We start from the raw sequence: 17,089 nt of genomic DNA, 5'->3' as shown, positions 1-17,089 counted from the left end.
ACACTAGTTTTTCGAGGTGTGAAAATAAACAATTATTAAGTATACTTTTGGATAAATATACACTTTAATGACATCCTACGATAACCAAAACCCAGAACAAATTGCTCGAGACCGCATCGACCAAAAGTTGCGTCTTGCTGGGTGGGTCATTCAGGATAAAAAAAAGCTTGATTTTAGTGCTGCCCTAGGGATTGCCGTAAAAGAATATCAAACAGAAGCTGGACCAGCAGACTATGTGCTATTTGTTGACAGAACACCTGTTGGAGTAATTGAAGCAAAGAAAGAGGAAGAAGGACAAAACCTTACAGTTGTGGAAGATCAGTCGGGTGCTTATGCGGCAAGTAAATTGAAGTACTTCAATAATGAGCCACTTCCTTTTATTTATGAATCAACTGGGGTAATCACAAGGTTTACCAATACCAGAGATCCAAAACCTAGGGCTAAAAACATCTTTTCATTTCATCGACCTGAGACGATTAAGCAACAGCTAAAAGATGAAAAAACACTCAGGGGAAGATTATTCAATTTTCCTACGCTAGACAAAGGGGCACTCAGGGATTGTCAATTCTCAGCTATTAAAAATCTGGAGGTTTCATTTGAAGAAAATAGGCCGAGGGCTTTGATTCAAATGGCAACTGGTGCCGGAAAAACCTTTACGGCCATTTCATCTATTTACCGCCTCTTGGAGTATGGAAATGCACAACGCATTTTGTTCCTGGTTGATACCAAAAATTTAGGTGAACAAGCTGAGCAGGAGTTCATGGCTTTTATTCCACCCAATGAGAACAGGACATTTACTGAATTATATTCTGTTCAGCGTTTGACTTCTTCTTTCGTGAATCCTGATGCACATGTTTGTATCAGTACTATTCAGCGGTTATACTCGATTTTAAAGGGCGAAGACCTGGATGAAAAAGCGGAAGAGGAAAATCCTAATGAAAAAGGCTGGCTCCCTAAAGAGCCTCTTCCAGTAGTTTACAATGAGAAAATTCCTGTGGAGTTTTTTGATTTTATCGTGATAGACGAATGTCACCGTTCTATTTACAATTTGTGGCGACAGGTACTAGAATACTTTGATTCATTTTTGATTGGATTAACAGCGACACCTGACAAACGGACTTTCGGCTTCTTCAATGAAAATGTGGTGAGTGAATACACCCACGAAGATGCTGTTGCTGATGGAGTGAATGTCACCTATGACACCTATTTGATCGAAACCAAAATCACCAAGGAAGGGGCGAAAATTGAAGCCAAAGAGTTTGTTGATAAACGGGAAAAGCTGAGCAGGCGCAAACGCTGGGAACAGTTGGATGAAGAAGTGGCTTACACTTCCAATCAACTAGACAAAGACATTGTCAATCCTAGCCAAATCAGAAACGTCATCAAGGCCTATAAAAACAAATTGCCTGAAATATTTCCCGGCAGAAAGGAAGTGCCCAAAACGCTGATTTTTGCCAAGACCGATAGCCACGCGGATGACATCATCAACATTGTAAGGGAAGAATTTGGCGAAGGCAATAGCTTTTGCAAGAAAATCACCTATCAGACGGATGACAACCCAAAAACGGTATTGTCTTCTTTTAGAAATGATTATTACCCACGAATAGCAGTAACGGTGGACATGATTGCCACTGGTACAGATGTGAAGCCTTTGGAATGTTTGATTTTTATGCGAAATGTAAAATCCAAGGGCTACTTTGAACAGATGAAGGGACGTGGTACACGAACCATCAAGCTGGAGGATTTAAAGAAAGTAACGCCTTCGGCTATTGCCACCAAAGACCATTTTGTGATTGTGGATGCCGTGGGCGTGATGAAAACCACCAAAACCGACAGCCGTCCGTTGGAGCGTAAACGTGGCGTTGCACTCAAAGACCTGATGTATGCCGCCATGATGGGCAATGTGGATGAGGATTTGTTTACTTCGCTTGCAGGCAGATTAGGGCGAATTGAAAAGCAAATTACCCCTGACGAAAAAGCCAAGTTTCAGGAGCTGGCAAAAGGTAAATCCATCAATCAAATGACCAAAGATTTATTGGGGGTATTTGACCCTGACAAAGTGCAGGATTTTGCCATGGCCAAATTTGGACATCCAACCCCTGCTCAGGTAGAGGAAGCACAGGAAGAACTGGCCAAACAAGCCACCTTGGCGATTACGGGTGAGTTGATAGAATACGTGGACAATGTGCGTAAGTCGCTGGAACAGATTATTGATGTAGTGAACATTGATGAACTGGAGTTTGCAGGTTGGGATACACAAGCACAAGAGAAAGCGGCTGAACTGGTGACAGATTTCAAAAGCTACATTGAAACCCACAAAGACGAGATTCTGGCTTTAAGTTGGTTTTATTCTCAACCCTATCAGCGCAAAGAGCTGACCTACAAAATGGTGAAGGAGCTATTGGAAAAACTCAAAGCCGACAAACCTACCTTAGCACCCCTTCGCATTTGGCAGGCTTATGAGCATATAGATGGTTTGGAAAGAAGTCAACCACTCAATGAAATGATTGCCCTGGTAAGTTTAATACGCAGGGTAATGGGGCTGGATGAGCAATTAACCCCCTACAATAAAGTGGTGGACAAACGCTTTCAGGATTGGGTATTCCGCAAGCAGGCCGGTACGCTGAAATACACAGAAGAACAAATGAACTGGTTGCGCATGATGAAAGAGCATATTGCCACTTCTTTCCATATCGAAAAAGACGATTTGGACTACAGCCCCTTTGATGCCAAAGGCGGCATGATGAAAATGTGGAATCTATTTGGGGACGGCATGGATGAAATTATTAATGAACTGAATAAAGAATTGGTAGCATAGATGAGCGATTATATAAAAGAATATGACATGCCAATTGGCTGGTTTTGGGCTACAATTGAAGAAATTATTGATGGGAGAAATGGCGTTTTCAAGGATGGTGACTGGGTTGAAACTAAAGACCAAAACCCTAATGGTGTAGTTAGATTAATTCAATTAGCTGATGTTGGTGATGGATTCTTCAGAAATCGTTCTGATAGATTCATGACTAAAGAAAAGGCATTAGAAATAAATTGTACGTTTCTTAAAAATGGAGATATTCTAGTCGCAAGAATGCCAGATCCACTTGGTAGAGCATGTATCTTCCCATTTAAAGAAGAAAATAAATATGTTACTGTTGTAGATGTTGCGATCATAAGAACAGAACTAAATGGTGTAAGTAATAAGCTCCTTTTAAATTTCATAAACTCTCCAATTATCAGGAAAGAAATTGAAAGGCTCCAAACTGGTACGACCAGAAAAAGAATTTCGAGAGGAAACCTTTCAACAATAAAGTTTCCTATCCCTCCCCTCAACGAACAACACCGCATCGTTTCCAAAATCGAAGAACTCTTCAGCGAGCTGGACAATGGGGTGGCCAATCTCAAATTGGCACAGAACCAATTGAAGGTCTATCGGCAGGCTTTGTTGAAACATGCCTTTGAAGGCAAACTTACCGAACAATGGCGCAATGAAAACAATCCCGAACCCGCAGAAAAACTACTGGAATGCATCAAAGAAGAACGCCAAAAACGCTACGAACAAGAACTCAAAGAATGGAAAGCTGCCATAAAGGCTTGGGAAAAGGACGGAAAGAAGGAACAAAGACCTTCAAGGCCGAGCAAACCAATTGTTCCCGAAAAACCAAATGATGTTCATGAAAGTAAAAAATGGGAATTACCTGAAGGATGGGATTGGACTCAGCTAGGTTTAGTCACCTTCATTACTAAGCTTGCTGGTTTTGAGTATACTAAATATGTCAACTATGATGAAGATGGAGACTTGTCAGTAATCAAAGCTGAGAATGCTGGTCCAAATGGTTTTAAAAGAACCGATTATTCTCGTATCAAGTCAGAGACCGTCTCAAATTTAAAAAGATCTCAGTTAAGCGGTGGTGAATTACTTGTGGTTTTTGTAGGCGCAGGCACAGGAAATGTTGCTGTCGTACCTAAGAATTCTAATTTTTTCTTAGGGCCAAACATTGGTATGGCAAGGCCTTATGGAAATATTGATAGCAAATATTTTGAGTTCTTTTACCAATCCCCAATGGGAAAAGACATGCTGATGGTTACCGCAAAAGCTGTGGCCCAACCTTCGCTATCTATGGGAACTATTCGACAGACTCCTTTAGCGATCCCATCTATTGACGAACAAAACTTAATAATTCAGATACTTGAATCACAGTTTTCAGTTGTTGACAATCTTGAAAAAACAATCGAATCAGGTCTTCAAAAATCAGAAGCCCTTCACCAATCCATCTTAAAGAAAGCCTTTGAAGGGAAATTGGTGCCCCAAGACCCGAATGATGAGCCTGCTTCAGAACTGCTCAAGCGCATACAGGCAGAAAAGAAAAAGTATCTGGAAGAGCAGAAACAACAGAAGAAAAGAAAACCTAAAAATACTAAGAAGATGAGTAAAGAACTGAGCATTGAAGAAGTACTCAAAGCTTCTGATAAACCTATGCTAGCCAAGGATGTCTGGCAAAAGAGCAAACACAAGGAGAATATCGAGGACTTTTATAAAGAGCTAAAAGACATTCAGTCTAAAATCAAGGAAGTTAAAAAAGGCACTGAATCATTATTAAGCCTGGCAAAATGAGAATAGACAAAGTACATATCAAAACACGGTTCAAGAACCTGGAGGATTTTCAGATTGATATTGATGAAAATGCTTGGGAAACCGTTTTGCTTGGTCTCAATGCCACAGGTAAATCCAATTTCTTAGAAGCATTGGTCATTATTTTTAGGGACTTAGACTTGATCTATAATCACAACAGAAAAGTTAAACAACCTTTTGACTATTACATCAAATATGAGTGCCGAAGCAATGCCATTGAAATCACCTTTGAAAAAGGCAAATATGCCTTTGTGGTAAACGGAAAACCGGAAACCACCACGGTTACTAAAAACATTGAGCACTATCTGCCCAAACACATTTTCATCTACTATTCAGGAATAAGCGATCGCCTTTCAGACCTATATATTCCGCATCAAAAGATTTATTATGAACAAATAATAAAAGCTGGAGCAAAAATTGAAGAATTTGATACCATTCGAAGAATATTTCTTGCCCAGAACATTCATGCAAACTTTGCTCTAATTGCTTTTTATCTGTTTAAGGAAGACCAAGGTGATGAAACGATTAAGTTTCTCAAAGAGGAATTAAAAATCAATGATTTTGGCTCAGCTCTATTTATGCTAAAAGAGCCTGAATGGGCTAAAAATCGAGAGGACAAAAACGCACATTTATGGGGTGCAGATGGTCTGGTTGAAAAATTCGTTAACGATCTATTGCTCTTTTCATACGCACCAATTCAGCATAAGGCTCGAGTAGAAGTTTCTTACAAGAAGAACGAAACCCAAGACAGGCTATATCTATATCTAAGAGATAAATCCACCTTTTTAGATTTAGTAGAAGACAAGTACAAGAACAAAATCGTTCTATTCAATGCATTAGAGAGCATTCACATTTCTGATATGCTGCATGATGTAAAAATTAAGGTTCAGAAAGAAGGCGTGGATGGTGAGTTATCTATGGCTGAATTGAGTGAAGGTGAAAAGCAATTGCTCACCGTATTGGGCTTGCTAAAGTTCACTAAAGATGAAGAGTCCTTAATCCTCTTAGACGAGCCAGATACCCATTTGAATCCCATGTGGAAATGGAAGTTCTTAGATTATTTAGACCGAGTGGTAAAAAGAAAGGAAAATACTCAAATTATTTTCTGTTCGCATGATCCGTTGGTGATTGGGAACCTGAAGAAAAATCAGGTGCAAATTTTCAAGAAAGACAAAGATGGGAAAACGGAGGCTTTCAATCCTTATATGAGCCCAAGAGAAATGAGTGTTTCAAAGATTCTCACCAGTGAGTTGTTTGGCATTCCTTCTTTAATGAGTAAAAAACTTGAAGACCTTCTGAATCAAAAGCGATTCCTTCAAGCAAAAATCTCACATGGTGAACTGGAAGAGGATGAAAGAAACCAATTTGAAAGACTAAAAAAATATTTCGATAGAATTGGTTTTGGAGACGAGACTGCTGATAGCAGATACAATCAATACCTGAAATTAACCAGCAATTACAAAGAGTTTGCAAATAGGAAATACACCAAAGAGGAAGCAGAGGAACTAGACAAAATTGCCAAAGAAGTCCTTGATGAAATATTAAAAGAGGAAAAGGGCGAATGAGGTATATTGATAGAAATAGATTCAGAGAAGCTGTTGAGGCTAATGGTTGGGAAGCAATAAAGCAAGCCCAGCTTAATGCAATGAATGGGATGACAATCCCACAGAAAAAAGAATATATCCGAAATCATCCCGAATGGAATCAGCTTCAGCCCACAATGCTCGGACTTTCAAATAACAAATGTTGGTATTCTGAAGCACCAATAGGAAACGGTGATTTTGAAGTAGATCATTTCCGACCTAAAAGTTCAGCTAAAGAAAAAATTGATTACACAGACCCAAAAAGCAAATCAAGAGTTTTAAAAGCAAATGGTTATTGGTGGCTAGCCTATGAATGGAGTAATTACAGGCTTTCAGGTGGTTTAGCCAACAAAAGAAGACGAGATAGATTGGGTGATTGTGAAGAAGTACATGGGAAAGGCGATTATTTTCCTTTGGATTGCTCTGATGTTGGTAGAATTGCCAATGACGAAGAGAATACGAACTGTGAGATTCCCATTTTACTAGATCCGCTTTGTCAGGAAGATGTTAGTCTTTTGACCTTTGATTCCAATGGAGAAGTAATTAGTGCAGGATTAAATGATTACGAGCATGACAGAGTTCTTCAATCAATTTTTTACTACCATTTGGATCTAGATCAACTCAACAAAGAGCGGTTGATGGCTTGGAACGATTGTGAAAGAGAGTTACTTGAAATCAAAGAATTGATTGATTCAGCACCAGATGAAAGAGCAAGGAGAATGGCCGTTGCATCATGTTTTAGACGACTAACTGATTATGTGAAAAATCCAGACCGGCCCTATACAGCAGCAGTTAAGGCTTGTATTCGAGTGCATTCAAAACTAGATGGATTTAATTGGTTAGAACGCTTTGTAACAGCAATTTTAATCTAATCAATGATGAAACTCGAAGCATTAAATAAAAGCCACATTGAGCAAGCTGCGATCATCATTGATGAACAAGGTATTCCCAAAAATCTTGTTTGGAGTCAATACTATGTGGTCGTAAATGGCAAGGAGTATCCTTTTAAACATCTGGTAAGAACAGCCTATGAACTAGCCACCCAAGAGCAATTACAGTTTCAATCTAATGAGTCGTACCGTGGTTATGTCGAAAATGAATTGGGTTTTGAATTTCGGTATTATGAAGGTGGATATAACTTCTTTACAAAAGAAGAATTGGAATTTTATAGCTCCATCGTTAATTCCGATTATAGAAAATCCAATACAGCGCATCAATATTACGGACAAAAACTCTATCCCATTATTGCTAAAGCCAAATTTTGGGCAGAGCAAATTTTGGTGGAAGGGTTCAGGCTAAGGCAAGATGGGAATTGGCTCAATGGTCATGTAGCCCGCATCAAACCATATTTTTGGCCAAGAATTTACAGCGGTGAGGATAAAGATGTTTTCTTTAATGTGGAGGTAAATGGATCTGACGAATTTATCGGCTATAAGCTGGATGGCTATTTCGAGACAACAAAAGCACTTCCGGAGTATAAAATCAAATTGCTTGAAGAATACAAAAACCTAATCAGTTGGGAATGGCCAAGAATTCCATTTGACAAACTGGATGAATACAATTGGGATAGACTCATTGCAGAAAGCAAAGCCTACGTTCAGAAATATTTACCACATCATAATCACTTGAAAAAGTTACTTTCAAAGGAGTCAAAAATTGCCCGCATCACCTGGAACACCAACGGGTGGGTAAAACCATCTGGTTTAACAGGTAAATCAACCAATGCAAGCTTTGAGAATGAGCATGGGTTTGGTCACGAAGAATGGTTATTTGATGGTGACAAAGTGATTAACGGGTACAAATATGGTTTTTTAGAACCCATCCATAAATTTCGCTCAAAGTATGAAGGTCAGGTTTTTGACCTCACACTTTACACCAGAGACGCGGAATCAAACAAAAGTTTTTGGGTAACCAACCTGAAAGATGTTGAAATCCTGTTACCAGAAGAATCAGAAAAGATATTAGCTCACTACAAGAAAGAAGGTTGGTATGATGAAATGAAAGCTGATCTATATAATCTGAACCTTGATTCTGGGCAGTTAGACACTTGGATTAAGGAAGGAGCGGAACAGTTGTTCAATGTGAAGTTCAAAGCATCTCAACTCAATGAAATTCCAGCCGAGCTAATTCCTGTATTGGATGATAATGAAATCCCCTCCAATCGATATACTCTGATGGATTTGCCTTCAGGTCTTAATGAAAAAATTGACGTTGGAGTAAAAACTGGATTTTCATTTGAAGACTCAGGAAGTGAGGAAGCAGACCTTGGTACAAAAAGTAAAAGAACCGGGAGAAAGAGAGAGATTGAACTCGAGTTAAAACACAATATTCTGCAAACCAAATTCTTGAAATACCTTCAAAAGAAGTATGGTAAGGCAATTGTGAAACGAGAGTGTACAGCATATGGGGCATCAAGAATTGACGTGACTCGAAAAACCGATACAGGCTACATTTTTTACGAAATCAAAACCTATAACAGTTTAAGAACTTCCATCAGAGAAGGTATTGGTCAATTATTGGAGTATTGTCTTTATCCGAATGTAAATGAAGCCGAAGGCATTGTATTAGTTTCACACGTTGCACCTTCTGAGGAAGTTAAGACCTACCTCAGCCACATTAAAAAATTTATAAATCTTCCCTTCTCCTATATCCATTTTGATTTTGAGCAAGAGGAAATAATCACAGAGATATAAGAATATGACAACAAATAATTTAATAGCAAAAATTTGGTCTTTTTGCGATACGCTTAGGGATGATGGGGTAAGTTACTCTGACTACTTAGAGCAACTTACTTTTCTACTATTCTTAAAAATGGCGGATGAGTATGAAAAAGGGCCGCAAAAAAGAAAATCGGGAATTCCTGAAAAATACAATTGGGATAGAATCTCATCTAGAAGTGGCGGTAAATTAGAAGCCCATTATGTCGAGCTGTTACGCGAGTTAGGGAAGGAGCCAGGAATGCTTGGACAGATTTTTACTAAAGCACAGAATAAAATTCAAGACCCAGCAAAGCTGGATCGCTTGGTAAAAATGATTGATAAAGAATCATGGGTTAGCATGGACGCTGATATTAAAGGCGACATGTACGAGGGACTGCTGGAGAAAAACGCCCAAGACACAAAAAGTGGCGCGGGTCAGTATTTCACGCCTAGAGATTTAATCACAGCTATTGTAGAGTGTGTTCGCCCCGAACCTAAAAAGACAATTGCGGATCCTGCGTGCGGTACAGGAGGTTTCTTTTTATCAGCCTATGATTTCCTAACCTCTGCATATAAGCTAGATAAAGATGAGAAACGGTTTTTAAAAGAAGAGACTTTTGCAGGTTGGGAGATTGTAGCTTCAACAGCTAGAATGGCTTTGATGAATCTATTCCTCCATAATATTGGAGACATTAATGGACAGCCTCCAATAAGACGAGAAGATGCCTTATTGCAGAAGCCAAGTGATCTTTTTGATTATGTACTGGCAAATCCTCCTTTTGGTAAAAAAAGTAGTGTTACCATAACTAATGCAGAAGGTAAAGAGGAGAAAGAGGATTTGCTTATAAATCGGAATGACTTCTGGGTTACTACTACTAACAAGCAGCTGAACTTCTTACAGCATATTGTTTCCATGCTTAAAACAACCGGAAAAGCCGCTGTTGTCTTACCAGACAATGTGTTATTTGAAGGAGGAGTCGGCGAAACAGTACGAAAGAAACTGATGGAAAAAGCGGAATTGCACACTATCCTACGTTTACCGACTGGAATTTTTTACGCCCATGGAGTGAAGGCGAACGTCCTCTTTTTTGATGCAAAACCTGCTTCAAAAGACATCATGACCAAAGAAGTTTGGTTTTATGATTACCGAACTAACATCAGCCATACCTTGAAAAAGAGTCCACTCAAATTTGAGAATTTGAAAGACTTTGTAGACTGCTACAATCCAAAAAATAGAAACGAACGAAAGGAAACTTGGTCCGAGCAAAATCCAGAAGGAAGATGGCGTAAATACACTTATGATGAAATACTTGCCAGAGACAAGACAAGTTTAGATATCTTCTGGTTGAGAGATGAAAACATGCTTGATTTAGAAAATTTACCAGATCCTGATATTTTGGCTCTGGAAATTATAGAGAATATTGAATCAGCGCTGGACAGTTTTCGAGAAGTGGCGCTAAAAATTGAAGATTAATTTCAGTTTAGAAAGAGCCAGCACCTTTCAAGTTTATTTAGCCAAAGCTTCGATAGGTGCTGGGCTATTTCTGACTACAGATTTTCAAGTTTATCATTTATAAGGGGCGAATTCTTCGTCTAATGGGAATAATCCGCCTTCATATAAATATTCCCAAGTTGTACTACCCGGTATAAATGGTTTTGATTGCCAGTATTTTTTGATGTATTCAATGTTTTTGTCTTCAGCATATTTTTCAAACCATCGATAATCAACCTTAATTACTCTTGCTAGACCTGCATGTCGAAAAAGAATCACTTTTGGGTACCTCCTTGTTGAATTTCTGAACATGTATTCCAAGTTTCCAGCTGAAGATTCCGTATCATCCATAAGGTAAATAGAAGATAATCTGCTTGGTGCCCAATTGCATATCTCCCGTCTCACCTCCTCGAATTTGAGTTCTATTTCAGCCATTTTCAATATTTTTACCTCAGTTTCATCAAAATTGGAGGTTTTACTTTTTCGAATTTTAGACGCTTCTTTAATATTTCGGTAACCTCTTGGTGACATAAACTCAATTGGCTCATCAAATGAATCATTTCGAAGTTCTTCTATAGATAGGGAATAAATAAAAGGCTTAAATACGCCCTTTAAGGAGCTTACCATTGATGGAGTAAAAATTGCCCCAATATCGTTAACCATAAAATCAGTAAACTCGTCCGCTAAATCCATTAGATGTATAAATTTTTTATCTTCAGTTAGAATGTTTTTCACATCCTCGATATCATCAGTTTGGCAGAAGGGAATTTGATTTGGTGTTGAAACTCGTAAAGTATTTATATCTATTAATTCCGTGAAAAGTGCATTAAAATTAATTTTGTTCTTGGTTTGTGTGTAAAGTGTATCATATACCAATGGAAAAGGAATCCATTCGCCTGTTTCACTATTTATCAAATTGATTTCCTGATCTTTCCTGAAAAAAAATACTCGAAAAACTGTTTTTCTCTAAAAGTTCAGCTAGGTCAGTAAGTTTTGTTTTCGATATCATGATTGAATAATTTATTCATTGTTAGTAAAATAATAATTATCATTTACTAAGGCAATCCAAGTAAGGTTTTCTTTGAAAGGCAAATATTATAAAATACGTGTAGATTCCGATAATCTTGACCACCGCTTTTTAGGGGATATTCAAGATTTCCGAGGATCTTTTCCGGTGATGTTGCCACTGCCATTCCGGCCATGCTGACCACCACTTCTCGGTGGTCAACATAGACAGAACGGCAGAACTGACCATCGGATTTGTTCAGTTATCGTTTGCTTTGCGGTTCATTTTAACTGTAAAGTATGGCCGGAACGACGATAACCATGAGTAAATTAAAACAAATTATCCGCCATCGTGACCACGGGATGGCCCTACAGACAATTTCCAAAACCCTTGGTATTGCCCGTAATACGGTAAAGAAGTACCTGCAGCTGATCGAGACTAAGGGGTTTTCCCATTCCGAACTCTTGAAAATGGAAGACGAGGAGCTAAATGCCCTGCTGGCAGAACCCGGCCATACCTCCGCTTCAAGGTTTCTTGATATGGAGGGATTTTTTCCCCATGTGCTGGAGGAGCTGAAAAGGACTGGGGTAAACCGCTGGAACCTTTGGGGTGGATATACCGGACTAAGCTGACCCCCTATCCGGAGACATAAAAATAGTGAAAAATTAACTGTCAATCTGTCTAGATATTTCGGTGATGCTGGCCAGCAACGAGGGAAATTAGGGTTGAACCTTGATCAAAACCACAATAATCTTTCAAATCGTTGAACCCTTATCCGGCCAATGCTATGGGAGCATACGAAATATCAACCGAGGTTAACAAGCCTAAAAACAACTACCTGAAAATCTTGGATCCTGTCTTGGAATAGATGGTTTTGCCTGCATAAACATTTCAGATTAGCTGATTATAAAAAAGAACGAATTAGGGGCTTCCCCTACGGGTCGGGTTACCACTTCGTTTCCATTCCAATCTTTCTTCGCCGCACTTCCCTCCCGAAAGAAGGATTTTCATTGCTATCCCTAAGCCAAATACCGGAAGGCATGGTAAAACCCCAGCCATTTTATTTGTAAATTTAATGTTAACCATACAAACGAAAACCATGTGCGGCAGATACTCTGAAAAACAAGACCTTAAAAAAGTTGAAGATCAATTGAAATTGGGATTATCCGAAAAGGCCAAAAACTGGAAGCCTTCCTTCAACATTGCTCCTTCCCAATTGGCTCCGGTGGTAACTTCGGATAAGCCTGATGAAATAGATGTCTTTCATTTCGGTTTGGTGCCACACTGGGCAAAAGACAAAAAAGTGGGGTATAAAATGATCAATGCCCGGTCGGAGACCCTCCTTGAAAAACCCTCTTTTAAACCCCTTGTGGTAAACAACAAAAGATGCCTGGTCCTGGCTGACAGTTTTTTTGAATGGAAAAAAGAGGGAAAGGAAAAGCAACCATTCCGGATTTACCTTCCCGAAAGGGAGGTCTTTTTTTTCGCCGGGCTCTGGTCAAGTTGGAAAGATCCTGAAGGGGAAACGTATAATTCCTACTCCATTATCACTACTGCACCGAATAAACTATTGGTTAAAATCCATGACAGAATGCCAGTGATTTTGACCAGGGAAGAAGAAAAAATGTGGTTGGATCCCCATCAAAACCCCAAGGATCTGCTAAATTTATTGAACGCTTATCCCGCCGATTCCATGGATGCATATGAAATATCCAATGAGGTCAACAAACCTGGAAACAATCACCCTGGAATTCTGGATCGGGTTTCGGAATAGATGAATTAGGCCTGTTCGCACTTTTTGCCCAGCTTATCTGAAAAAGTTGTATTTGGTGTTCCTATTTTACCATCACCGGTGACTTCAAATTTAAGGATCTTTAGAGCCGTTCGTCCAGTTCCTTTAATTCCCACTGCTTCTTTAACTGGATAAACGATTTTATTGCTAAGAACCCTTCCTTGTTTCCTTCTGATCGTATCCTTTCCAATGCCAAGTCCTATTCTGTTCCCGGTTGTGAATTATGATAAATGCAAAGATGGGGGCAGCGGTACACCCGCCAAGGGTGGGCTTCGCCCGATCAAAAAAATAGGGCTTTCCAGAGGAAGCCTTCCACAATTTTTTTGCACGGCCCTTGGCTTGGGTGTCCCTGGCAGCCCCCGAACTCTTAGGCATAATCAAATTTAAAACCTTAAACAGTTAAAGTCATGTCGCAATTTGAAAAAACTTACATCGGAAAAGGAACACAAGTTAAAGATTTAGATATCATTCGAGTATCTATCTCCAAGGAAACACTAGATGAAATACTCAAAGACCACATGGTTGACTACGACGGCAAAGAATACCTGGTATTTGAGGTCGCTTCACTGAAAGGACCGGATCAATACGGCAAAACCCACACGGCCTATATCAGCAAAAAGGTAGCTGCTTCGAAAGGTGTTACGTCTAGGAAATCGAAATCTTGATAAAAAGCCCTTCGGGGCTTTTTTTGTTCTTGAAGTTGATTTGTTCGTACGGCATCTTTTTAACATAGATGAATTTGTTTTTTCTTGCTTTCGAATTCTCTAAAGTAATTTTCTATCTCCCAGCTTTTTAAAAAATTCCTCCTTGTAATTCCGGCTGATGGGATACAGGTCTTGTCCTATCAACACTTCATTGGATTGGACCTCGTCAATATGCCGCATGTTGATAATAAAGGAGCGGTGAATCCGAACAAACTCACCCGGCAAGGCATTGGCTATACTGGTAAGGGACAGTAGCGACAAGATCTTTCTTGTAGGGGTGATGATCTTGATATATTCTCTCTGCGCCTCTATTGCCTGCACTTCCGCGTAAAAAAATTTAACGATCCGGGTGTCGGTTTTGATAAAAAAATAATCGGGTTTTTCCATTAGGTCTTCAGCAGACACTTGTACAGAAAGGTATTCCACTGCCTTTTCGATTGCTTTCTTAAAGCGCTCAAAAGAAACCGGCTTCATCAGGTAATCGATCACATCCAGCTCATATCCTTTAACCGCATATTCTTCATAGGCGGTTACAAAAATCGTAAGGGGCTTATCCGGGAGTTCATTGAGCAAATCTATTCCCGTCATCAGTGGCATACGGATGTCCAGCAAAAGAATATCTACAGGATTTTTCTTTAGAAAATCCATCGCTTCTTCCCCATTGCTACAAACACCAGCCAATTCTAAATGGCCAACCTTGGAAACGTAGTCCGATAGCAATTTCCTGGCCGGGGGCTCGTCGTCCACGATAAGGATTTGGTAGTTCATTTCAGGTCTATTTTTAAGTTCACTTCAAAGGAGCCGGTATTTTGATCCAGTACCAGCTTGTGTTTTCCCGGATAAATCAGGTTGAGTCTCTTTTTTACATTCGAAAGGCCGACACCACTTTCTTCTTCAGCTGTTTTACGTGCTTTTAGTACATCATTCCTGATGTAAAAGTGTAGCATATCTTCTTTATCGAGGGTAAGTTTAATCGCAATCCGCCCGTCCATGGTATTGCCATGTTTAAAGGCATTCTCAAGGAAAACTAAAAATATAAGATGAGCGATGCTATGCCTGTCTTTTACGCCCTCATGGCTGAATTCAATCGTTGGTTTTTCATCCAACTTTAACCCCCAGAGTTCAATGAAATTTTCCATAAACTTAATTTCTTTGGCAAGGGAAACAAAACGCCCCTGATCCTCATAGAGCATATGGCGCATCATTTCAGAGAGCTTCATGATCGCAGGAGCGGTGTTGTCCTCCTTGAAATAGGCCATCGAATAGATATTATTCAGGGTATTGAACAGGAAATGGGGGCTTAGTTGAAGCTTCAGAAATTTCAGTTCAGAGGCCAATTGACTGTTTCGAAGTTCGATTTCTTTTCGTTGCGCCGAAATCATATTGGCAAAAAACCAGATAACAGTAGTGATTAGGTAAAAGCCAAAAGCCGGAACCGATCTGATAAAGTAGGTATAGGTAACAGAACGGTGCGTCATACCGAGGAGGTTAACCCGCAACAGCACTATGGTAACTACCACGGCAATAGAAGCTAAAATATATCCGGTATACTTTCCTTTTTTATACAGTTTCGGTAATAGTAGGTAATAATTCAAATAGGCAATGGAAGAAGATGTCAGGACATCAGAAATCACCGCACCCCAGATTTCACTGGAGGAATTGATCCAATTGCTTAAGGAAGCATACAATATCGCCCCGTAACACAGCCAAAAAAGGACATGCAATGCATAAAATACCGGGCGGGAAATAAAATTATTTTTCATGGCGGAAATTTAGCCTTTTAAATAACACGAAAATAAAGGGATCATCCAACAGACAGTTGTGATCTACAGAAGGCAATTTTTATCCAATAAGTGGTAAATGCAAATCGTTAAATGAAACTGACTGATTTCATTCGTTGATCAAAATTGTCGTTCGGGTGAGAGAATCCTGCTGTCTATAGATTTGCATAAAATCATAGGATAATATTTCGTCTATTTGTAATGTATAAGAAGGTTCTTAGCATATGTAAAATTTAAATCATCAACAATTTACTAAATTTTATTAATGCTTAGAAAAACCCAAACAGGACTCTATCGATGCTGAAAATCAAAATTTTATATACCGCCTTTTTTCTTAGCACGTCCTTAACTGCACTATGTCAGAAAGATCATATCGTCCTTGAAGATCAGGGGAGCTTTGCCGTGGGAGGTAAAGTAATCACAGCTCCGGGTACATTTGACCCTATTGCCCATGGAGCATTCAATCCTGGCAATCAAAGTGCTTCAGGTCAAACGCTACATGGAGACCATGCTTACGTCTTTTACCAAATTCCAATGAAAGCGAAAAAACTTCCTTTGATCTTTTGGCATGGCTATGGACAATTTTCCAAAACCTGGGAATCAACCCCCGATGGTAGAGAGGGTTTTCAAAATATTTTTCTTCGAAAAAAATATTCAATTTACCTCATCGACCAACCAAGACGGGGAAGAGCTGGACGAAGTACCGTACCGGGTAGCATTTCTGCAGCTCCGGATGATCAACTTTGGTTTGGGATTTTTCGACTGGGTATAGGAACAGAATTTTATCCGGGAGTTCAATTTGACAAAAAACCTGAGACTTTGGACCAGTTTTTCCGACAGATTACGCCTGATACAGGCCCTATTGATTTAAATGCAAATACCGATGCTGTTTCTGCCCTTTTTGATGAAGTTGGAGATGGAATTTTGGTTACCCATTCCCATAGTGGCGGTCAAGGTTGGCTTACTGCTTTAAAAACAGATCATATCAAAGGAATTATCTCCTATGAGCCGGGAAGCAATTTCGTCTTTCCGGAAGGGATTGTTCCGGAACCAATCCATTATGTAGGTGGAACCTTGGGAGCAAAAGGGGTGCCGATTGATGAATTCAAAAAACTGACACAAATCCCCATTGTGATGTATTATGGAGATTATATTCCTACCGAACCCGTAGAAAACCCGGGTCAGGAACAATGGAGAGCTGCCTTGCAAATGGCGAAACGCTGGACTGAGACTGTAAATAATAATGGAGGCGATGTCACCTTGGTACATCTTCCGGAAATAGGGATTAATGGAAATACCCACTTTCCGTTCTCAGATCTAAACAATAAACAAATAGCCGACTTGATGTCCGAATGGCTCAAGCAAAAAGGCCTTGACAAATAAAGATTAAGTAAAAACTCAA

General features: G+C 39.5%; 13 protein-coding genes. 10 read left to right on the top strand and 3 right to left on the bottom strand.

Annotation, left to right across the window (positions count from 1 at the left end):
- The first annotated feature begins 67 nt into the window (after positions 1 to 67).
- The 6 genes from AAC073_RS12705 to AAC073_RS12680 are packed head-to-tail and all read left to right on the top strand — an operon-like array spanning position 68 to position 10,386.
- Positions 68 to 2,818: a type I restriction-modification enzyme R subunit C-terminal domain-containing protein gene (locus AAC073_RS12705; protein WP_339924212.1), complete on the top strand. Its 2,751-nt coding sequence runs from the start codon at positions 68 to 70 to the stop codon at positions 2,816 to 2,818.
- Positions 2,819 to 4,612, top strand: coding sequence for a restriction endonuclease subunit S (locus AAC073_RS12700; RefSeq protein ID WP_339924211.1), 1,794 nt, complete (start codon positions 2,819 to 2,821; stop codon positions 4,610 to 4,612).
- Positions 4,609 to 6,195, top strand: coding sequence for an AAA family ATPase (locus AAC073_RS12695; protein WP_339924210.1), 1,587 nt, complete (start codon positions 4,609 to 4,611; stop codon positions 6,193 to 6,195). Before AAC073_RS12700 ends, AAC073_RS12695 begins: the two co-directional genes overlap by 4 nt.
- Entirely contained in the window at positions 6,192 to 7,085 is an 894-nt protein-coding gene (locus tag AAC073_RS12690; RefSeq protein ID WP_339924209.1) for a hypothetical protein, read from the top strand. The genes AAC073_RS12695 and AAC073_RS12690 overlap by 4 nt, the downstream gene beginning before the upstream one ends.
- Before the next feature lie 3 nt (positions 7,086 to 7,088).
- The gene (locus AAC073_RS12685; protein WP_339924208.1) at positions 7,089 to 8,906 is read left to right on the top strand and encodes a hypothetical protein; all 1,818 of its coding nucleotides are present in this window, start codon (positions 7,089 to 7,091) and stop codon (positions 8,904 to 8,906) included.
- 4 nt (positions 8,907 to 8,910) lie between these two features.
- On the top strand, positions 8,911 to 10,386 hold the full coding sequence (locus AAC073_RS12680) for a class I SAM-dependent DNA methyltransferase (RefSeq protein ID WP_339924207.1): 1,476 nt from the start codon (positions 8,911 to 8,913) through the stop codon (positions 10,384 to 10,386).
- A 93-nt stretch (positions 10,387 to 10,479) separates the two neighbouring features.
- Here the strand turns inward: AAC073_RS12680 and AAC073_RS12675 are convergent, their stop codons facing one another.
- The gene (locus AAC073_RS12675; RefSeq protein WP_339924206.1) at positions 10,480 to 11,319 is read right to left on the bottom strand and encodes a hypothetical protein; all 840 of its coding nucleotides are present in this window, start codon (positions 11,317 to 11,319) and stop codon (positions 10,480 to 10,482) included.
- Between the two features lie 390 nt (positions 11,320 to 11,709).
- Here AAC073_RS12675 and AAC073_RS12670 point away from each other — a divergent pair, with 390 nt between their 5' ends.
- The 3 genes from AAC073_RS12670 (at position 11,710) to AAC073_RS12660 (ending at position 13,867) form a co-directional block, all read left to right on the top strand.
- A complete protein-coding gene (locus AAC073_RS12670; protein WP_339924205.1) occupies positions 11,710 to 12,042 on the top strand; it encodes a hypothetical protein in 333 nt (110 codons plus the stop codon).
- Positions 12,043 to 12,485: 443 nt separating this feature from the next.
- Positions 12,486 to 13,184, top strand: a complete 699-nt coding sequence (locus AAC073_RS12665; RefSeq protein WP_339924204.1) for an SOS response-associated peptidase — start codon at positions 12,486 to 12,488, stop codon at positions 13,182 to 13,184.
- Between the two features lie 425 nt (positions 13,185 to 13,609).
- The gene (locus AAC073_RS12660) at positions 13,610 to 13,867 is read left to right on the top strand and encodes a hypothetical protein (RefSeq protein ID WP_339924203.1); all 258 of its coding nucleotides are present in this window, start codon (positions 13,610 to 13,612) and stop codon (positions 13,865 to 13,867) included.
- 99 nt (positions 13,868 to 13,966) lie between these two features.
- Here AAC073_RS12660 and AAC073_RS12655 read toward each other — a convergent pair whose 3' ends face one another.
- Both AAC073_RS12655 and AAC073_RS12650 read right to left on the bottom strand, forming a co-directional pair.
- Positions 13,967 to 14,674, bottom strand: a complete 708-nt coding sequence (locus tag AAC073_RS12655; protein WP_339674753.1) for a LytTR family DNA-binding domain-containing protein — start codon at positions 14,672 to 14,674, stop codon at positions 13,967 to 13,969.
- Complete coding sequence (locus tag AAC073_RS12650; protein ID WP_339674752.1) at positions 14,671 to 15,669, bottom strand: sensor histidine kinase; 999 nt, start codon at positions 15,667 to 15,669, stop codon at positions 14,671 to 14,673. Before AAC073_RS12650 ends, AAC073_RS12655 begins: the two co-directional genes overlap by 4 nt.
- Positions 15,670 to 15,984: 315 nt before the next feature.
- Between AAC073_RS12650 and AAC073_RS12645 the strand changes: the two genes are divergently transcribed.
- A complete protein-coding gene (locus AAC073_RS12645) occupies positions 15,985 to 17,070 on the top strand; it encodes an alpha/beta fold hydrolase (RefSeq protein WP_339924202.1) in 1,086 nt (361 codons plus the stop codon).
- Positions 17,071 to 17,089: the final 19 nt, after the last annotated feature.

The organism is uncultured Cyclobacterium sp. (assembly GCF_963977555.1).
GTDB lineage: Bacteria > Bacteroidota > Bacteroidia > Cytophagales > Cyclobacteriaceae > Cyclobacterium.
The sequence above is the reverse complement of the archived record's forward strand: the minus strand, read 5'-3'. Positions and strand labels throughout refer to the sequence as shown.

What these genes read in the sequence shown, in the direction of transcription:
- AAC073_RS12705 (WP_339924212.1), top strand. Translation starts at nt 68, where the DNA reads ATGACATCCTACGATAACCAAAACCCAGAACAAATTGCTCGAGACCGC.
- AAC073_RS12700 (WP_339924211.1), top strand. Translation starts at nt 2,819, where the DNA reads ATGAGCGATTATATAAAAGAATATGACATGCCAATTGGCTGGTTTTGG.
- AAC073_RS12695 (WP_339924210.1), top strand. Translation starts at nt 4,609, where the DNA reads ATGAGAATAGACAAAGTACATATCAAAACACGGTTCAAGAACCTGGAG.
- AAC073_RS12690 (WP_339924209.1), top strand. Translation starts at nt 6,192, where the DNA reads ATGAGGTATATTGATAGAAATAGATTCAGAGAAGCTGTTGAGGCTAAT.
- AAC073_RS12685 (WP_339924208.1), top strand. Translation starts at nt 7,089, where the DNA reads ATGATGAAACTCGAAGCATTAAATAAAAGCCACATTGAGCAAGCTGCG.
- AAC073_RS12680 (WP_339924207.1), top strand. Translation starts at nt 8,911, where the DNA reads ATGACAACAAATAATTTAATAGCAAAAATTTGGTCTTTTTGCGATACG.
- AAC073_RS12670 (WP_339924205.1), top strand. Translation starts at nt 11,710, where the DNA reads ATGGCCGGAACGACGATAACCATGAGTAAATTAAAACAAATTATCCGC.
- AAC073_RS12665 (WP_339924204.1), top strand. Translation starts at nt 12,486, where the DNA reads ATGTTAACCATACAAACGAAAACCATGTGCGGCAGATACTCTGAAAAA.
- AAC073_RS12660 (WP_339924203.1), top strand. Translation starts at nt 13,610, where the DNA reads ATGTCGCAATTTGAAAAAACTTACATCGGAAAAGGAACACAAGTTAAA.
- AAC073_RS12655 (WP_339674753.1), bottom strand. Translation starts at nt 14,674, where the DNA reads ATGAACTACCAAATCCTTATCGTGGACGACGAGCCCCCGGCCAGGAAA.
- AAC073_RS12650 (WP_339674752.1), bottom strand. Translation starts at nt 15,669, where the DNA reads ATGAAAAATAATTTTATTTCCCGCCCGGTATTTTATGCATTGCATGTC.
- AAC073_RS12645 (WP_339924202.1), top strand. Translation starts at nt 15,985, where the DNA reads ATGCTGAAAATCAAAATTTTATATACCGCCTTTTTTCTTAGCACGTCC.